The sequence below is a fragment of the Sideroxyarcus sp. TK5 genome, assembly GCF_054601595.1.
The window spans coordinates 97,921-114,581 of sequence record NZ_BAAHSJ010000005.1 but is presented as its reverse complement, the minus strand read 5'-3'; the positions used below and the strand labels follow the sequence as shown (position 1 = coordinate 114,581).

17 protein-coding genes are annotated in these 16,661 nt (G+C 62.6%); 11 read left to right on the top strand and 6 right to left on the bottom strand.

Annotated elements, in window-relative coordinates; all coding sequences use genetic code 11:
- Both ACYPYQ_RS09935 and ACYPYQ_RS09930 read left to right on the top strand, forming a co-directional pair.
- A complete protein-coding gene (locus tag ACYPYQ_RS09935; protein WP_459723674.1) occupies nucleotides 1–732 on the top strand; it encodes an MBL fold metallo-hydrolase in 732 nt (243 codons plus the stop codon).
- A 2-nt stretch (nucleotides 733–734) separates the two neighbouring features.
- On the top strand, nucleotides 735–2,030 hold the full coding sequence (locus tag ACYPYQ_RS09930; RefSeq protein WP_459723673.1) for an MFS transporter: 1,296 nt from the start codon (nucleotides 735–737) through the stop codon (nucleotides 2,028–2,030).
- Between the two features lie 70 nt (nucleotides 2,031–2,100).
- Here ACYPYQ_RS09930 and ACYPYQ_RS09925 read toward each other — a convergent pair whose 3' ends face one another.
- The 6 genes from ACYPYQ_RS09925 to ACYPYQ_RS09900 all read right to left on the bottom strand — a co-directional run bounded on the left by ACYPYQ_RS09925 (nucleotide 2,101) and on the right by ACYPYQ_RS09900 (nucleotide 5,953).
- Complete coding sequence (locus ACYPYQ_RS09925) at nucleotides 2,101–2,622, bottom strand: cytochrome b (RefSeq protein WP_459723672.1); 522 nt, start codon at nucleotides 2,620–2,622, stop codon at nucleotides 2,101–2,103.
- Nucleotides 2,623–2,703: 81 nt separating this feature from the next.
- Nucleotides 2,704–3,912 (bottom strand): TIGR03862 family flavoprotein, encoded by a 1,209-nt coding sequence (locus tag ACYPYQ_RS09920; RefSeq protein ID WP_459723671.1) that lies wholly within the window; start codon nucleotides 3,910–3,912, stop codon nucleotides 2,704–2,706.
- The gene (locus ACYPYQ_RS09915) at nucleotides 3,909–4,436 is read right to left on the bottom strand and encodes a hemerythrin domain-containing protein (protein WP_459723670.1); all 528 of its coding nucleotides are present in this window, start codon (nucleotides 4,434–4,436) and stop codon (nucleotides 3,909–3,911) included. The genes ACYPYQ_RS09920 and ACYPYQ_RS09915 overlap by 4 nt, the downstream gene beginning before the upstream one ends.
- Before the next feature lie 10 nt (nucleotides 4,437–4,446).
- A complete protein-coding gene (locus tag ACYPYQ_RS09910; RefSeq protein ID WP_459723669.1) occupies nucleotides 4,447–4,821 on the bottom strand; it encodes a SirB2 family protein in 375 nt (124 codons plus the stop codon).
- A 2-nt stretch (nucleotides 4,822–4,823) separates the two neighbouring features.
- Nucleotides 4,824–5,531: an HPP family protein gene (locus tag ACYPYQ_RS09905; protein WP_459723668.1), complete on the bottom strand. Its 708-nt coding sequence runs from the start codon at nucleotides 5,529–5,531 to the stop codon at nucleotides 4,824–4,826.
- Nucleotides 5,528–5,953, bottom strand: a complete 426-nt coding sequence (locus ACYPYQ_RS09900) for an RrF2 family transcriptional regulator (protein ID WP_459723667.1) — start codon at nucleotides 5,951–5,953, stop codon at nucleotides 5,528–5,530. Before ACYPYQ_RS09900 ends, ACYPYQ_RS09905 begins: the two co-directional genes overlap by 4 nt.
- 176 nt (nucleotides 5,954–6,129) lie before the next feature.
- Between ACYPYQ_RS09900 and ACYPYQ_RS09895 the strand changes: the two genes are divergently transcribed.
- From ACYPYQ_RS09895 to ACYPYQ_RS09855, 9 genes are all read left to right on the top strand, one after another.
- A complete protein-coding gene (locus ACYPYQ_RS09895; RefSeq protein ID WP_459723666.1) occupies nucleotides 6,130–6,489 on the top strand; it encodes a hypothetical protein in 360 nt (119 codons plus the stop codon).
- Complete coding sequence (locus ACYPYQ_RS09890) at nucleotides 6,490–7,083, top strand: c-type cytochrome (protein WP_459723665.1); 594 nt, start codon at nucleotides 6,490–6,492, stop codon at nucleotides 7,081–7,083.
- Nucleotides 7,084–7,085: 2 nt separating this feature from the next.
- Nucleotides 7,086–8,531 carry a cbb3-type cytochrome c oxidase subunit I gene (locus ACYPYQ_RS09885; protein ID WP_459723664.1) on the top strand — a complete coding sequence of 482 codons (1,446 nt, stop codon included), beginning with the start codon at nucleotides 7,086–7,088 and terminating at the stop codon, nucleotides 8,529–8,531.
- A gap of 78 nt (nucleotides 8,532–8,609) precedes the next feature.
- Complete coding sequence (locus ACYPYQ_RS09880; RefSeq protein ID WP_459723662.1) at nucleotides 8,610–10,325, top strand: cytochrome D1 domain-containing protein; 1,716 nt, start codon at nucleotides 8,610–8,612, stop codon at nucleotides 10,323–10,325.
- A gap of 61 nt (nucleotides 10,326–10,386) precedes the next feature.
- Nucleotides 10,387–12,621, top strand: a complete 2,235-nt coding sequence (locus ACYPYQ_RS09875) for a TonB-dependent receptor (RefSeq protein WP_459723660.1) — start codon at nucleotides 10,387–10,389, stop codon at nucleotides 12,619–12,621.
- A 17-nt stretch (nucleotides 12,622–12,638) separates the two neighbouring features.
- Nucleotides 12,639–13,850 carry an NnrS family protein gene (locus ACYPYQ_RS09870; protein WP_459723658.1) on the top strand — a complete coding sequence of 404 codons (1,212 nt, stop codon included), beginning with the start codon at nucleotides 12,639–12,641 and terminating at the stop codon, nucleotides 13,848–13,850.
- A complete protein-coding gene (locus ACYPYQ_RS09865) occupies nucleotides 13,851–14,237 on the top strand; it encodes a hemerythrin domain-containing protein (RefSeq protein WP_459723656.1) in 387 nt (128 codons plus the stop codon).
- Nucleotides 14,238–14,308: 71 nt separating this feature from the next.
- Nucleotides 14,309–15,472: an efflux RND transporter periplasmic adaptor subunit gene (locus ACYPYQ_RS09860; protein ID WP_459723654.1), complete on the top strand. Its 1,164-nt coding sequence runs from the start codon at nucleotides 14,309–14,311 to the stop codon at nucleotides 15,470–15,472.
- A 3-nt stretch (nucleotides 15,473–15,475) separates the two neighbouring features.
- The gene (locus tag ACYPYQ_RS09855) at nucleotides 15,476–16,657 is read left to right on the top strand and encodes an ABC transporter permease (RefSeq protein WP_459723651.1); all 1,182 of its coding nucleotides are present in this window, start codon (nucleotides 15,476–15,478) and stop codon (nucleotides 16,655–16,657) included.
- Nucleotides 16,658–16,661: the final 4 nt, after the last annotated feature.

Sequence of the window (16,661 nt, the reverse complement as noted above, 5' to 3'; positions counted from 1 at the left end):
ATGTTCTTCAAGCAACTGGCAACAAAGGAGTCTTCACTGTCGTATTTCTTCGGCTGCGGCACCAAGGGCAAGTCCATGGCGGTGGACGTGGTCGCGGGCGACGAGGCGTGGTATATCGAAGAGGCGAAGAAAGCGGGCGTCACCATCAATTATGTGATCGACACCCACGTGCATGCCGACCACTACTCCGGCGGCCGCAAGCTGGCACAGATGGTGGGTGCGCCTTATTGCCTGCATGAATCGGACAAAGGCCGGGTCAAATTCGACTTCGAACCCCTGACCGACGGACAATCGCTCAACCTCGGCAACGTCAACGTCGAAGTGCTGCACACGCCGGGCCACACGCCGGATAGTGTCTGTCTGCTGGTGACCGACATGCGTCGCGGCGAACTGCCCTGGTTCGTCATCACCGGCGACACGCTGTTCGTCGGTGCCATCGGTCGCCCCGACTTGCTCGGTCGCGAGAAGGAGATGGCAGCGCAGCTCTACGACAGCATCCATGCCAAATTGCTGACCCTGCCTAACGAGGTCGAGATCTATCCCGGCCATCAGGCAGGCAGCGTCTGCGGTGCCGGTTTGTCCGGCAAGCCGAGTTCGACCATCGGTTTCGAGAAACGCTGGAATTCAGCCCTGACGGGCAGCAAGGAAGCGTTCGTCGAATCCCTGTTGCAGGAGATCCCGCCGCGCCCCGCCGAGATGGACAAGATGGTTGCCGCCAACATCGCGGGATGATGATGACGCACGCCACACTGACCCACGGCATCCGCGACAACCTCTCCCAGTTCCTGCACCAACTGCTGCAAGTCATGCTGGTGGGTTTCACCATCGGCATGATGCGCACGGTGGTGCCCGCGCTGTCCGAATCCGAATTCGGCGTGCCGAAGGATTCCTTCATGCTGCTCACCGCTTTCGTGGTGGCGTTCGGGCTGGTCAAGGGCACGCTCAATTTTGTGGCGGGTCGCCTGTCCGAACGCATCGGCCGAAAGCAGGTGTTGCTGCTGGGCTGGGCGGCGGCACTGCCCATTCCCCTGCTGGTTTACTTTGCGCCGTCGTGGAACTGGATCGTCGCGGCCACGGTGCTGCTCGGCATCAACCAAGGCTTGACCTGGTCGATGACGCAGACTTCCAAACTCGACATCACCCGGGCCGACCAGCGCGGTCTGACCATCGGTCTCAATGAGTTCTCCGGCTATGTCGGGCTGGCGCTGGCGGGCATCATCACCGCCTATTTGGCGACCATGCTGGGGCCGCGCAGCGGTCTGCTGTTGTTCGGCATGACCACCATCCTGCTCGCCATCCTGCTCACCCTGTTGTGGGTCAAGGACACACTGCCCTGGGCCAAGAGCGAAGCGGCGAAACACAAAGCCGGTTTGAGTAGCGGACCGCTGGCGCGTTACCCGACCAACATCAGCGCACAGCCGACGACGTGGGAAGTGTTCACGCTGGTGTCGTGGCGCGACAAACGCCTCGCCGCCATCAGTCAGGCCGGGCTGGTGGAGAAGTTCGTCGATGCGCTGGTGTGGGTGTTCTATCCGGTGTTCCTCTACCAGCGCGGCATCAGCCTGCCCGACATCGGCTGGATCGTCGGCGTGTACGGCTTCGTCTGGGGCGGTTCGCAATTCTTCACTGGCAAACTCTCCGACCACATCGGCCGTTATATTCCCAATGTCCTCGGCATGTGGATATGCGCTGCGGGCGTGGCGATGATGCTGTTCGGCGAAGGCATGGTGTGGTGGTCGTTCTCCGCCGCCGTCTCCGGTATCGGCATGGCGCTGCTGTATCCCAACCTGTCGGCCGCCATCGCGGACATCTCCCATCCCAACTGGCGCGGCTCGGCCATCGGCATCTACCGCTTCTGGCGCGATCTGGGTTACGGCATCGGCGCACTCGGTCTCGGCCTCGCTGCGCATTTCAGCGGTTCGGTGGAGGCGGCGTTCTGGTTCGTGGCGATCTCGATGTTCCTGTCGGGAGGTTTTCTCTTGCTGTTCGGAGAGGAGACGCATCCGCGTATCAATCCGCTGCAACCGTAAGATTGGCGCAGCGACTGGAAACAAAAAAGCCCGGAATGCCGGGCTTTATTGTTGAGAGGCGTGTGTACGCTCAGTCTTCGAAGCGTCTCACCATGATGCGGCGCAGCAGGTTGTCCTTGACGATGAACTGGTGATACAGCGCGGCCGCGACGTGGAAGGCGATCAGCAGCAGCATGACGGCGATGAACATCTCGTGGAACTCTTTGGCGGCCACCGTCTTGAAATCGGGGATCAGTTCCGCGTTGCCGGTCTTCAGCGCTTCGATCACGCCCGAGGTGGCGGCGGTGGCGATGCCGGAGACGACCACGGCGATCAGCGACAGGTTGAGCAGCTTGTGGGTCGCGTCAGCGACCTTGTTCAGCAGCGGGTTGGCGTTGGCCGGGGCGGGTTCGCCGTCCTTCTTGCGGAAGTAGAGACGGATCAGGGTGAGCAGCAGGACCAGGTCGCCGATCAGGAAATGCATCGGGTACATGGAGAGTTTTTCCGCCCCGTTCTGTGATTCATGCACCTCGTGGCCCAGATAGAAGGCGATGCACACCAGTGCGAAGATGATCCAGTGGAACAGTGCGATGCGTTTGCTGTATTGCTTCATTATCGATCCTTGATGTGGTGAAGAAGACGGCGCGCATTGTAGCGCAGCAATTCCCCGGAAGCTGTTACAGCCCTGTAGTGATCAGGGCTTTAGCAGCCATTGCGACACGCCGTTCCCTGCGGCATGTCCGCTGGCGAAACAGGCCGTCAGCAGGTAACCGCCGGTGGGTGCCTCCCAGTCCAGCATCTCGCCGCACACGAACACGCCAGGCAGTCTGTTCAACATCAGCTTCGCATCCACTTCCTCGAAACGCACACCGCCTGCGGTGCTGATCGCTTCGGCCAGCGGGCGCGTCGCGGTGAGGCGCAGCGGCAATCTCTTGATGGTCTGGCTCAGCAGTTTCGCATCCTGCACCTGTTCGGCACTCAACACTTCGCGCAGCAGATTGGCCTTCGCGCCTTTCAATCCTAGGCGGCTTTGCAGATGGCTGGAGAGTGAACGCGAACCTCGCGGATGCACGACCTCTTTTGCTATGCGCTCCGGTGTCCAGTCCGGCAACAGGTCCAGATACAGCATGGCATGGCCGTTGGCTTCGATCTCGTCGCGCAGCGCGGCCGACAGCGCGTAGATCAATCCGCCCTCGATGCCGTGCGCATCGATCATGCATTCGCCCTGTTTGCGTATCGCACCGAATTCGGCGACCACCGATTTCAGCGGCTCGCCCGCATGGCGATCACGGAAGTGTGGACTCCATGCGATCTCGAAGCCGCAGTTGCTCGGGCGCATCGGGGCGATGGCGATGCCGCGCTGAGCCAGCAGCGCCGTCCATGCGCCGTCTGAACCGAGCTGCGGCCAGCTTGCGCCACCCAGCGCGAGCACCACGGCCTCGGCTGAAATACTGTGTTCGCCGTCCACGGTGGCGAAGCGCAGCGCGCCCGCCACATCCCAGCCCAGCCAGCGATGGCGCATGTGGAAGCGCACGCCGTGTTCGCGCAGCCGGTGTAGCCAGGCGCGCAGCAGCGGTGCGGCTTTCATCTCCTTGGGGAACACGCGGCCGGAAGTGCCGACGAAGGTTTCGACGCCGAGGCCGTGTATCCAGTCGCGCAGCGCCTGCGGCGGAAAGGCTTGCAGCAGCGGTGCGATCTGTTCACGCCGCGCGCCGTAGCGCATCAGGAAATCCTCGAACGGTTCGGCGTGGGTGATGTTCATGCCGCCTTTACCCGCCATCAGGAACTTGCGCGCCGCGCTGGGCATGGCGTCATATACATCGACTCGCAGGCCGCGTTGCGACAGCACCTCGGCGGCCATCAAACCGGCCGGGCCGGCGCCGATTACCGCCACATGCTTCAATCCGCCACCCCGCGACGCTCGGCCATGCAGCGCCCCAGCAGCTGCAGTTGCTGCGTATCCAGCAAAGTTGTCGCCAGCGGCAGCAACAGGCTGTTCTCGAATGCGATGTGTCGCGCGTAGCTGTCGATGAAATGTGCGGCGACGTCTGCATCCAGCGTGTTGGCATTATCTTCCGCGATGGCGATCAGCAAAGGGCGCAAAGCCTGCCAGGCGGCATTCATCACCTTGTGTTCGGCCAGCAGGCGGGCGACGTATTCGCTGGCAGACGGGTTACCGCTGGCGAGCAGCGCGGGGAACAGGTCCTGTTCCTCATCCTGATGGTGATACTGGCCTGCCGTATCGAAGTAGCGCAGGATGGCGCGCGCTGCCTGTCCGGCTTGTTCGTCGTTGCCGTGCGTCTGCAAGTGTGCAACCAGTCGCTGCAGGGTGTCGCACTGTGCCGTGATGCGACCATGACAGGCTTGCAGCATCTCCAGCGGATCGTCGAAGCCAGGCGCGGCCGGGGTGTTGAAAGGATCACTCATGATCGGCGTATTACAGCGAGAGTAGCGGGTCGTGCGTGATCGCGGCGGCCACGATGTAGCCGAACACGAGCAACGCACCCAACCATGCGGTGAGGCGCTGCGCAGTCGTGCGCGCGAAGCGGAACGCCAGCATGCCTAACGCTATATACACCAGAAGTGCGACGATCTTTGCAGCCAGCCAGGGGGAATTGAACGGTGTGACACCGAGTTGCCAGGCGAGCGCGATGGCGCTGACGAGCAGGACGGTATCCACGCTGTGCGGGGCGATCTTCACCCAGCGCTGCCGCATGACGGGCGAGGCGCGCAACAGCCAGACGCCGCGCAGGAAGAACAGCGTGAAGCTGATGACCACCGCGCTGATGTGGATGAGTTTGAGCGTGACCATGCTCAGCCCTTGCGTGTCGCAGCCTCGAAACGGAACTGCGCGCGACGTTGTGCCGCGTTGTACAAGCCGGTCAGGTCTTCCGCGCTGATGTCCAGCATGCTGTCTTCCTGCGCCAGTGCCCATTCGATGTCCTGCTGTTCGGGCAGCACGCGTATCGCCGGCGGGGGCGGGGCGGGGGCAGCAGGTGCCTGCGGATAGTGGCGGCGCGGCAGGGCATTGTTGATGGTCAACGCCAGCAGCAGCGAGAGGAAGGCATTGGCACCCACGATGGTCAGTGTCCACCCCGCGCCCATCTGCAGGAACTGCGTTGCGCCAAGCACCAGCGTCAGTGCGGTGGCCGCGCCGGGCGGATGCAGACAATCCAGCACATACATCAGGAAGATGGCGCAGCCGACCGCGAGTCCGGCCGCAGCCAGCGGGTCATGCACGAAGCTGATGGTGAGCCAGCCGGCCAGTGCCGAGATCAGGTGGCCGCCGATCAGGTTCCACGGCTGTGCCAGCGGACTGTGCGGGACCGCGTACAGCAACACTGCCGATGCCGCCATCGAGCCCAATAGCAACAGGGGAAGTTCGGGCTGCGGCAACAGGTGCAGCGCCCAAGCCAGCAGGAAGATGCCCAGTCCACCGGCGAAGCCGCTGCGCAGGCGTTCGGCGAACGGGGCAGGGGAGCGGTGCGGGGCGAACGATCTCAGCAAGGTGGGGATGTTCATGGCTTCACCTTGATGGGTTTGCTTGGCAACAGATCGCTCAGGGTGCTTTCGTTGAGCGAGGCCAGGAACGCCTTCTGTGCCTTGCCGAAGGTCTTCTTCAGTTTGCAGCCCGGCAACAGCGGGCAATCCGTCTCGGTCGCGTCCGGCCGCATGCAATACACCAGCGCCATGCTGGGCTCCATGGTCTGCACCACATCTCCGATGCGTATCTTGGCGGCGTCGCGCGCGAGGCGGATGCCGCCATTGCGGCCGCGCTCGCTGGTCACCAGTCCCTGTGCGACCAGTGTCATCGCCACCTTCATCAAATGGGTCTTGGCGATGCCGAATGCGGCGGACACTTCGGCGATGGTGGCGGGCGCATCCTTCTGGCCCAGATAGATCAGCGTGCGTAGCGCGATGTCGGTGGAAAGGTTGAGTTGCATGCCGGGTCACTCCTTTTCTGTCGGCGCGATTATAGGCGGGCGGCTGTGGTTAGTGGCGCTGAATATTAATACATTCATAAAGCTTGCATAATTAAAAAAACAGGAATACATTGACTCGCAATGAATCTTTGAATGAAGCGGGGCGGGTAGTCCGATCCGCCGCACAAGGGGGCAACATGATAGAGCCGGCCGGTCTTGCCGATTTCTTCACCATCTTCTTTTCCTCGGCCATGGTCATCCTGCTCGGCGCGCTGTACGCGCTGCTGTTCGCCTACGCGCGCATCCGCTCCATGCCTGTGCTGATGCCGCTGGCCTATCTGGCCTATGCCGGCCTGTCCATCTCCACGCTGTTCCTGGCGCAAGCCGCCAACCTGTTGTCGCACCCGCTGTGGGCGACGGTGGTGGCGTGCATGCTGCTGGGCTATCTGCTGGCGCCGCACGGTATCTGGCATCTGTGTGTGGGGACGCATGCGGCTGGCACAGAGAAAGATGCAGTAACGGAAGTGATCCCTGAATCAATGACTAAGGAGGCGTAAATGGCGACGAATCAATGGTGGGCGTCGGAATCTTTCTGGCGCAAGACGGCGATATGGGTGACCGGCGGTTCGTTCGTCGTGCTCATGCTGCTGACGATGGATACGCTGTCGCAGATCAGCACGGGAACGACGCGCGTCCCGGCGTATTCGGTGATCAATCATCGCATCGAGTACAAGTTCGACGAGCAGCGCCGTGTGCAGGTGCCGGTGATCGGCGTCAAGGAGCCGCTGTTCGGCAAGGAGCTGAGCGAAGAGGAGGCCGAGGCGCTGGTCAAGCTGGGCAAACTGACCACGCAGGCCAAGAACTGCATGAACTGCCACACCCTGCTCGGCAACGGTGCCTACTACGCACCCGACCTGACCAAGTCCTGGCTGGACCAGTACTGGGGGACCTCCGAGATCCGCGAGGTGCAGATGGTCGAGTTCATCAAGGACCCTTCCGACAAGCTGCACAACAGCATGGGGCGTCGCATGCCCAAGCTGGGCATCACCGACGAGGAAGCGCGCGGTGTGGTGGCCTTCCTGAAATGGATGTCCAGCATCGACACCAACGGTTTCCCCTATAACTTCAAATCCATCGAACAGGAGAATTGATCATGGCTACGCCAGGAATATGCGACAGCGCCAACCTGAACGGTGGGCAAAAACTGGCGGTGAAGTATTTCACCGTCGCCATCACGCTGTTCGGTGCACAGGTGCTGTTCGGCCTGCTGGCCGGACTGCAATATCTGATGCCGGACTTCCTGTACGGTGTGCTCGATTTCAGCGTCAACCGCATGGTGCATATCAACGCGCTGGTGGTGTGGATGCTGTATGGTTTCCTCGGCTCGGTGTACTGGCTGCTGGAGGAGGAGTCGCAGCATGAGGTGGTCGGCCTGAAACTCGGCAACCTGATCTTCTGGGTGCTGACATCGGCGGTCACCGTGGTCGTGCTGGTCTACCTGCTGGTGCAGGTCGGGCCGGGCAAGGAATCCACCATCTGGCTGATCAACGAAGGCCGCGAATACATCGAGGCACCGCGCTGGGCCGACATCGGCATCGTGGTCAGCGTCTTGGTGGTGTTCTACAACGTCGCTGCAACCTTCGCCAAAGGCCGCTACACCGGTATCGCCGGGGTGCTGGTGCTGGATATGCTGGCGCTGTTCGGTATCTATCTGGCCGGTATGTTCTACACCACCAACATCTCCATCGACCAATACTGGTGGTGGTGGGTGATCCATCTGTGGGTGGAAGCGACCTGGGAAGTGATGGTCGCCTGCATCATGGCTTACGGTCTGATGAAGGTGCTGGGTGTACGCCGCAAGATCGTGGAGACCTGGTTGTACATCGAGGTGGCGCTGATGTTCGGCTCCGGCATCCTCGGTCTCGGTCACCACTACTTCTGGATCGGCACGCCGGAATACTGGTTCAGCATCGGCGGCTTCTTCTCCGCGCTGGAACCGATCCCGCTGGTGGCGATGGTGGTACATGCGGTGTTCGACGCGGGCGCGCGCCATGCCAAGAACTCCAACCATCCGACCATGGCCTGGCTGATCGCGCACGCCTTCGGCAACTTCTTCGGCGCGGGCGTGTGGGGCTTCATGCACACCCTGCCGCAGATCAACCTGTACACCCACGGCACGCAATGGTCGGCCTCGCACGGTCACCTCGCTTTCTTCGGTGCCTACGCCACCATCATCATCGCCATGTTCTACCTCGCGGTGCAGAAGTGGCGCGGCGACGTGTGGATGTCGGGCGATCTGCCGGGTAACGGCTGGAAATGGAAATGGGCGCTGGGCTTGCTCAACCTGGGCATGGTGGGCATGACCATCTCCATGCTGGTGTCCGGTTACGTGCAGTCGCAGATCGAACGCGCCATCGAAGGCTCCAGCTGGATAGGCTACTTCGCCGCGCAGGCGCATCCGTGGTTCACGCAGGGCATGTGGTGGCGCGAACTGTTCGGCGTGATGTTCACAGTCGGGTTCGTGTTGCTGGTGTGGGACCTGATGACCATAGGTCGCGGTGAGAAGCGCACGCTGGTGCCGGCTGAGTCGGAAGCATAACTGCCACGCTAACTGCCCGCATCGTGTGCGGGCAGTTAGCGATGGCAACGGATACAGGTTCAACTTCAGGAGACGATGATGAGAACGTACACAGGCAAGACACTCGCGGCACTGGCGGTGCTGACCGCACTGCCGTTCATGGCACAGGCCGCGCCGCGCGTCGCGGCGGAAGACGCCGCGCACCACACCGGCACGTCGCCGGTCGGCTCGGCACTCATGCACAAGAATGCCAACACCTCGGCGCCGCCGATGACGGTGGCCGAGTTCGATCAGGCGCGCCAGCTTTATTTCGAGCGCTGCGCGGGATGTCACGGCGTGTTGCGCAAGGGCGCGACCGGCAAGGCATTGACGCCCGAGACCACGCTGAACCAGGGCACGGAATATCTCAAGGCCTTCATCGGTTACGGTTCGCCCGGCGGCATGCCGAACTTCCTGACCTCGGGTGACTTCAACGAGAAGGAAGTCGACCTGATGGCGCGCTATCTGCAACAGGAGCCGCCTATCCCGCCGGAGTGGGGCATGAAGGAGATGACCGAGAGCTGGAAGCTGGTGGTCAAGCCGCAGGACCGCCCGAAGAAGCAGATGAACAAGATCAACCTGAAGAACGTGTTCTCGGTGACCCTGCGTGATGCGGGCGAGGTCGCGCTCATCGACGGCGACACCAAGAAGATCTGGGGCATCGTCAAGACCGGTTACGCCGTGCATATCTCGCGCGTTTCCGCCTCGGGTCGCTATGTGTATGTGATCGGCCGTGACGGGAAACTGGACCTGATCGACATGTGGTACAAGCAGCCGACCGTGGTGGCCACGCTCAAGGTCGGCATCGAGGCGCGTTCTGTCGAGACATCCAAATTCAAAGGGTTCGAGGATAAGTATGCAGTCGCCGGTTCCTACTGGCCGCCGCAATACGTGATCACCGAGGGAGATACGCTCAAGCCGCTGAAGATCGTGTCCTCGCGCGGTATGACCGTCGATGGTGAATATCACCCGGAGCCGCGCGTCGCTTCCATCGTGGCGTCGCCGCACAAGCCGGAGTGGGTGATCAACCTGAAAGAGACCGGCATGATCCAGCTGGTGGATTATTCCGACATCAAGAACCTGAAGACCACCACCATCGAGTCGGCCAAGTTCCTGCATGACGGCGGTTGGGATTCGACCAAACGCTACTTCCTGGTGGCGGCCAACGCGTCCAATAAAGTGGCGGTGGTGGATACCAAGCTGGGCAAGCTGGCTGCGCTGGTGGAGACTTCACCCAAGCCGCATCCGGGGCGCGGGGCGAACTTCGTGCATCCCAAGTTCGGTCCGGTGTGGGCGACCTCGCATCTGGGCTCCGATGTCGTCACGCTGATCGGCACCGATCCGGTGAAACACAAGCAATACGCCTGGAAAGTGGTGCAGGAACTGAAGAACCACGGTGCCGGATCACTGTTCGTGAAGACGCATCCCAAGTCGAACAACCTGTGGGCGGATGCACCATTGAATCCGGACAAGGAATTGTCCGAGTCGGTCTCCATCTACGACATCGCCGATCTGAGCAAGCCCCCCGTGGTGCTCAATCTGGTCAAGCTTTCCGGTCTGCCGGAGAGCAAGCTGGTGAAGCGTGTGGTGCATGCCGAGTACAACCAGGCCGGTGACGAAGTGTGGTTCTCGCTGTGGGCCGGAAAGGACGAGCAGTCGGCCATCGTGGTGATGGACGACAAGACGCGCAAGGTGAAGACTGTCATCACCGACCAGCGTCTGGTCACGCCGACCGGCAAGTTCAACATCTGGAACACGCAGGAAGACATCTACTGAGCCGCCCTGAAGCAAACCGAAGGGCGGGGAATCCCCGCCCTTTTTTATGAGACAGACCGCCATGCGCATCCCCCGAATACGAATCGCCCTTTGCGGCCTGCTGCCTGTCGTGTGCTGCACAGCGGCGCAGGCGCAGGAGACGCAGATGCTGCCCGAGCTGGTGGTGACGGCGACCCGCAGCAGCAGTGCGGCGGAGCGTGTGCCGGCGGCGGTGACCGTGGTTGAAGCGGAAGCTATCGCGGAACGTGACGTGACGCGGCTGGGCGATGCGCTGGAGCAGGTGCCCAGCCTGTACCTGCGCGGCGGGGCGCTCGGGCAATCGCAGGGCACACAGGGCACCAGCAGCATGTCGCTGCGCGGCATCGATCAGTCGCGCACGCTGGTGCTGCTGGACGGGCAGCCGCTGCAGGATGCCGGCTCGGGCAAGGTGAACTGGCGTGTGCCATTCGTCGACGACATCGAACGTATCGAAGTGGTGCCCGGTGCCTACTCGGCCCTGTATGGCAGCAATGCCATAGGCGGCGTGATCAACATCATCAGCAAGCGTCCGGACCGCGAGGAACGCAGTGTGCGCATCCGCCAGGGATGGGGCGATGCGCAGGGCACGGATGCGAGTCTGTATCTGCGCGACAGACTGGACGAAAGCTGGGGCATCGTCGCCGGTCTGGGCTATCAGGACCGCGCCAGTTATGTGAACGAGTTCGTGGTGAAGTCGCCCTCGTGCCCACCACCGCCTGCTCCCTGCACGCCGGGTATCCCGGTCAGCGGTGCACAGGCGATCACCACGCGTGACGGCACGCCGGGTTATGTGGTGGGCGACCTCGGCAGGACGCCGTGGCGCACCCTGAACACCACGGCCAAACTGTTCCACGAACTGGATGCGCGCTCGACGCTGTACACCGCCATCAGCCACCAGCAGACCGACCAGCACCAGACGATGTTCAATTCCTGGCTGCGCGATGCGGCGGGCGATACGGTCAGCAGCGGCACACTGGATATCAATGGAGAGCGCGTCGCGCTGAGCGCTTATGATTTCACCCTGTTCTCCTTCCAGCCGCTGCACGAGGCCAGCACGCAGTATCGGCTCGGCTACGACGGCACGCTGGGCGACGATATGCTGCTGAAAGCCGAACTGGCGAGCATGGTGCGCGCATACCGCTATGCCCTGGCCAGCCCGACCGCCACCTGGGACAGCGGCAACGGCACGCTTGCCGATACGCCCAACCATGCGCTGGATGGCAATGTGCAACTCAGCTTCCCGCTGGCTGAACGCCATTTCATGGTGAGCGGTGTAGCGGTGCATCAGGATGCGGTGGACCAGAATCTGCTCGCGCTCTCCGCATGGCGCGACCCTTCCTCGGTTACCGCCGTGAACGGCGGATATCACGGCCGTTCCACCACCTGGTCGCTCTATGCGCAGGACGAGTATGGCGCGTCGGACAAGCTCACGCTCTATCTCGGCGGGCGCTGGGACACATGGCGCACGCGCGGCGACAATTTCAGCAACGGCACGACGCCGGTGAGCAACGTCTACGCGGAACGCACAGTAAACGCCCTCAGCCCCAAACTGTCGGCCGTCTACCGCCCCGATACGGCGCTGACACTGCGCACTTCGTATGGCCGCTCCTTCCGCGCGCCCACCCATCAGGATCTGTACACCACCTCCACCAGCCGTGGCCGCACCACCTCCGGCGATCCGGACTTGCAGCCGGAGCAGGGCACGACCTGGGAGATCGGCGGGGACTGGCGGCCCCGCGCTGCGAGCAAACTGAGTGCGACGCTGTATTCGACCGAGTTGCGCGATCTGATCTATCTGCAACAGTTGTCCGCCACGCAGTCGCTGCGCATCAATGCCGGACGGGCGCGGGTGAACGGTGTCGAGCTCGCACTGGAGACGCGGCTGACGAACTGGCTCACGCTGGGCGCGAACTATGCGCGCATCGACACCCGCATGCTGGAGAACACGGCCGACCCGGCCAGCGTCGGCAAACGTCTCACCGATGTGCCGGATCGCATCGCCGGCCTCATGCTGAAGGCGCAGCAAGGCACATGGGACGGACGGCTGGAGATGCGGCATGTCAGTCATGTGTACTGGACGGCGCAGAACACAGATGTGGTCGAGGGCGTGCCGGGCAGTTATGACGGACATACCCTGGTCGATGTCGGTGCCGGTTACGCGCTCTCGAAACAAGTCCGCGCCAGCCTGGCTATCAACAATCTGTTCGACCGCAAGGCCTATGCCTATTTCCTGTTGCCGCGCCGCACCTTGAGCGCCGAACTTCGCTTTACGTACTGAACCACTGGAAGGTAATCATGTTGAAAAGCTTCATCGCTGCACCCCATCGTGTCATGTTCTTAGGCGGGGCCGTGCAGACCCTGCTCGCCATGTCGTGGTGGCTGTTAGAACTGGGTACCCGTTATCTGTTGCCGCAATACAGCGTGAGCTGGCCGCTGTTCCCGACTGCCGCCCATATCTGGCTGCTGCTGTTCGGCATGTTGCCGTTCTTCTTCTTTGGCTTCCTGATGACCACTTTCCCGCGCTGGATGGCGGGGAACGAGATTCCGGCGTCGCGCTACGTGCCGGCCTTCGTGTTCATGTTCGCCGGTGTGTCGCTGTTCTACGCCGGGCTGTTCTTCGCACCTGTGTTGCTGATACTGGCGAGCGCATCAATGCTGGTCGGCTGTGGCGTTGGACTGTACGCACTATGGCGTGTGCTGCGCGATACGCGACCCGGCGACAAGCGCCATACCGGCGTGCTGTTCGCTGCGTTCAGCATCGGCTGGCTGGCGCTGGCAGCCTTCCTGTATTGGCAAGTGACCGGCAGGCACGAAGCGCTGCAACTCGCGCTGCGCGCAGGACTGTGGGGTTTCGTGCTGCCGGTGTTCACCACCGTGGCGCATCGCATGATCCCGTTCTTCACCTCCAGCGCGCTGCAGCAAAAGGAAGTGCCGCGCCCGTTCTGGCCGTGGTGGACCATGCTGGCGGCCAGTCTCGTGCACGGCCTGTTGGAGTTCTTCGGTCTGCCTGCCTGGTTGTGGCTGGCAGACTTGCCGCTGGCGTTCTCCGCACTCACGTTGAGCTGGTTGTGGGGCTTCCGGCGCAGTTTCAAGAATCCGCTGCTGGCCGTGCTGCATGTGGGCTTCGTCTGGCTGGGCATCGCCATGTTGCTGTATGCAGTGCAAAGCCTGTGGTTGCTCACGCACGACGGCAGCGGCTTCATCCTCGGGTTGGCACCCCTGCACGCGCTGACCATAGGTTGCTACGCCACGCTGGTGATCGGCATGGGCACGCGCGTCACGCTGGGGCATTCCGGTCTGCCGTTCGCCATCGATACGCCGGTCCAGCTGATGTTCGCCGGCATCCAGCTCACCGCGCTGCTGCGCATCGCGGCCGACCTGCTGCCGTCACAGTCAAGCTGGCTCTATCTCGCCGCCACCCTGCTGTGGCTGGCCTGTTTCGGCCCGTGGGTACGGCGCTACCTGCCCGCCTACTGGCGGCCGCGCGCGGACGGGCAACCGGGCTGAATGATGCAACGGAGTCCCTTGCTGCAGCCGTTGTCGCGTGAACATCATCAGGCGCTGAAGCTGGCGAAACGATGCGCGCGCGCGGCCGCAACGGGCGATGCGGAGCAGATCGCGCAGGCTTGCGAAGCCGCCTTGAAAGCGTTTGCAACGGAGCTGGAGCCGCATTTCCAGTTCGAGGAGCGCGAGCTGTTGCCGAACTTGCATACGGATGCGGGTCTGGCGCTGGTGCAGCGTACGCAGGCGGATCATCGCGTCTTGCGCGAACTGTGCGCAGGTTTGCAACATCGAGATGGGGCGGCACTGGCTGAGTTTTCCAGGTTGTTGCATGCGCATGTGCGTTTCGAGGAGCGCGAACTGTTCCCCTATATCGAGGCTTTGCTCGACTGAAGATCGTTGCATCTTGTGTGTTGCCATTTATCCGACTAAGATAGTAACCAATTACTTATTTGGTGGCTGACATGTCCGGGCAAAAGATCAAACTTCTGGTGGTGGGTGGCGCTGTGCTGGCGCTGTTCGTGTGGGTCGTCTTGACGCAGGGGCCGCTGGCATCGATCAAGGTCACGGTCGAGCAGGTGCAGACTGGCGATCTGACGAACAGCGTGTTCGGCGTGGGTACGGTGCAGGCGCGGCACCGCCACGATCTGGCGCCGACCATGACCGGCAGGGTGAAGAGCGTGCGCGTCGATCAGGGCGATACGGTCAAGGCAGGGCAGGTGCTGGCAGAGATGGACCCGGTCGATCTGGACGACAAGCTGGCTGGCGGGCGGCGCATGGTCGACAAGTCGCTCAATGCGATCCGGGTGGCGGAGGCGCAGTTGAGCGAGGCACAGAGCCGGCTCAAGACCGTGGAGGCCACCATGGTTCGCTATCAGGAGTTGCGCAGCGGCGGCTTCGTCAGCAAGGAGATGTTCGATGCCAAGCTGCACGAACAGAGCGCGGCACAGGCTGCGGCTGTCGCAGCCGTCGCCAATCTGGCCTCAGCACGCGATGAAAATGCACGGGCGCAAGCCGAACTGCGCGGCATCGGCAAGGCACGTGCGCAGATGCAGTTGATCAGCCCGATCGACGGCGTGGTCACGCTGCGCCGCATCGAGCCGGGCAGCACAGTGGCCGGTGGGCAGCTCGCATTGCAGGTGGTCGATACATCCCGATTGTGGGTCGAGACGCGCATCGCACAACAACAGGCCGGACAGGTGCATGCCGGACAGATGGCGCAGATCGTGCTGCGTTCCCGCCCGCATGCGCCGGTCGCAGGCAAGGTCGCGCGCGTGGACCGGGTGAGCGATGCGGTGACCGAGGAGCGCATCGTCAACGTCACGCTCGATATGCCGGATGCCAGCCTCGGCGAATATGCGGAAGTCACCATCGCGTTGCCGGTCATGAAACAGGTGCGCAGCATCCAGAGCGCCGCTGTGAAGACGGTGAGCGGCCAGACCGGCGTGTGGGTCCTGCAAGACGGTGAAGTGCGCTTCAAGCCGGTGCGTATCGGCCTCGCCACGCTCGACGGACGCAGTCAGATCCTGGAGGGGTTGGATGACGGCGAGACAGTGATCGTGCACAGTCAGCAATCCCTGCGTGTGGGCTTGCCAGTGAAGGTAGTGCCTGCGCTGGTGCGGGGCTGATCCGTGATCAATCTGGCGAGTCGCGACATCCTGCACGGCTGGGGGAAGTTCGTCTTCACCGGCATCGGGCTGGGTCTGCTGATCGGTGTGACGCTGACCATGGCCGGCGTCTATCGCGGCATGGTGGACGATGCGCGCGTGCTGATCGAGAACGCGGGTGCCGACCTGTGGGTGGTGCAGCAGGACACGCTGGGGCCTTATGCCGAGCCGTCCAGTGTGCGCGACGATGTGGCGCGTGACCTGCTGGGGCTGCCGGGCATACGCGAGGCCGGCAACGTGACTTACCTGACCATGCAGATGAACCATGCCGGCAAGGATATCCGTGTGATGGTGGTCGGTTTCGAAACCGGCAAGCCGGGCGCGCCGGGCTATCTGGTGGCGGGTCGTCCGGTCACCCGCTCGCATTACGAGGCGGTCGCGGACATCAAGACCGGTCTGGCGCTAGGTGACCGGGTCAACATCCGCCGCCACGAATACACGGTGGTCGGCCTGACGCGGCGCATGGTCTCGTCCAGCGGCGACCCGATGATCTTCATCCCGCTGCAGGATGCGCAGGAAGCGCAGTTCCTGAAAGACAACGATGCGCTGCTCAACGAGCGCGCGCGTACTGCCGCCAATCCCGCTTTCAATCGTCCCGGTGTGCTGGAGGCGGTGCAGGCCAGCCAGACCTCCAGCCATCTGGTGAACGCGGTGCTGGTGCGCACCGCGCCGGGCGAGGAAGCGGCGGTGGCCGCGCAGATCGAACGCTGGAAACATCTGCAGGCCTATACCAAACCGCAGATGGACGAGATCCTGGTGGCGCGCCTGATCGCCACCTCGTCCAAACAGATCTTCATGTTCCTGGTGATCCTTGCCGTGGTCAGCGCGGCCATCGTCGCCTTCATCATCTACACCATGACGCTGAACAAGGTGCGCGAGATCGCGGTGCTGAAACTGATCGGCGCGACCAACTTCACCATCAGCGGCATGATCCTGCAGCAGGCGCTGGGCCTTGGGCTGATCGGCTTCATGGTGGGCAAGCTGTCTGCCACGTTGTGGGCGCCGCTGTTCCCCAAGTTCGTGCTGCTGCTGCCGGGCGATGCGGTGACCGGTTTCATCCTGGTCATGCTGATGTGTGCTGTCGCCAGCGTCTTCGCCATTCGCGCCGCATTAAGCATAGATCCGGCCACGGCGATTGGAGGATAGCCAT

What these genes read in the sequence shown, in the direction of transcription:
- ACYPYQ_RS09900 (WP_459723667.1), bottom strand. Translation starts at nt 5,953, where the DNA reads ATGCAACTCAACCTTTCCACCGACATCGCGCTACGCACGCTGATCTAT.
- ACYPYQ_RS09915 (WP_459723670.1), bottom strand. Translation starts at nt 4,436, where the DNA reads ATGAGTGATCCTTTCAACACCCCGGCCGCGCCTGGCTTCGACGATCCG.
- ACYPYQ_RS09925 (WP_459723672.1), bottom strand. Translation starts at nt 2,622, where the DNA reads ATGAAGCAATACAGCAAACGCATCGCACTGTTCCACTGGATCATCTTC.
- ACYPYQ_RS09930 (WP_459723673.1), top strand. Translation starts at nt 735, where the DNA reads ATGACGCACGCCACACTGACCCACGGCATCCGCGACAACCTCTCCCAG.
- ACYPYQ_RS09870 (WP_459723658.1), top strand. Translation starts at nt 12,639, where the DNA reads ATGTTGAAAAGCTTCATCGCTGCACCCCATCGTGTCATGTTCTTAGGC.
- ACYPYQ_RS09860 (WP_459723654.1), top strand. Translation starts at nt 14,309, where the DNA reads ATGTCCGGGCAAAAGATCAAACTTCTGGTGGTGGGTGGCGCTGTGCTG.
- ACYPYQ_RS09890 (WP_459723665.1), top strand. Translation starts at nt 6,490, where the DNA reads ATGGCGACGAATCAATGGTGGGCGTCGGAATCTTTCTGGCGCAAGACG.
- ACYPYQ_RS09885 (WP_459723664.1), top strand. Translation starts at nt 7,086, where the DNA reads ATGGCTACGCCAGGAATATGCGACAGCGCCAACCTGAACGGTGGGCAA.
- ACYPYQ_RS09895 (WP_459723666.1), top strand. Translation starts at nt 6,130, where the DNA reads ATGATAGAGCCGGCCGGTCTTGCCGATTTCTTCACCATCTTCTTTTCC.
- ACYPYQ_RS09910 (WP_459723669.1), bottom strand. Translation starts at nt 4,821, where the DNA reads ATGGTCACGCTCAAACTCATCCACATCAGCGCGGTGGTCATCAGCTTC.
- ACYPYQ_RS09905 (WP_459723668.1), bottom strand. Translation starts at nt 5,531, where the DNA reads ATGAACATCCCCACCTTGCTGAGATCGTTCGCCCCGCACCGCTCCCCT.
- ACYPYQ_RS09865 (WP_459723656.1), top strand. Translation starts at nt 13,851, where the DNA reads ATGATGCAACGGAGTCCCTTGCTGCAGCCGTTGTCGCGTGAACATCAT.
- ACYPYQ_RS09935 (WP_459723674.1), top strand. Translation starts at nt 1, where the DNA reads ATGTTCTTCAAGCAACTGGCAACAAAGGAGTCTTCACTGTCGTATTTC.
- ACYPYQ_RS09880 (WP_459723662.1), top strand. Translation starts at nt 8,610, where the DNA reads ATGAGAACGTACACAGGCAAGACACTCGCGGCACTGGCGGTGCTGACC.
- ACYPYQ_RS09875 (WP_459723660.1), top strand. Translation starts at nt 10,387, where the DNA reads ATGCGCATCCCCCGAATACGAATCGCCCTTTGCGGCCTGCTGCCTGTC.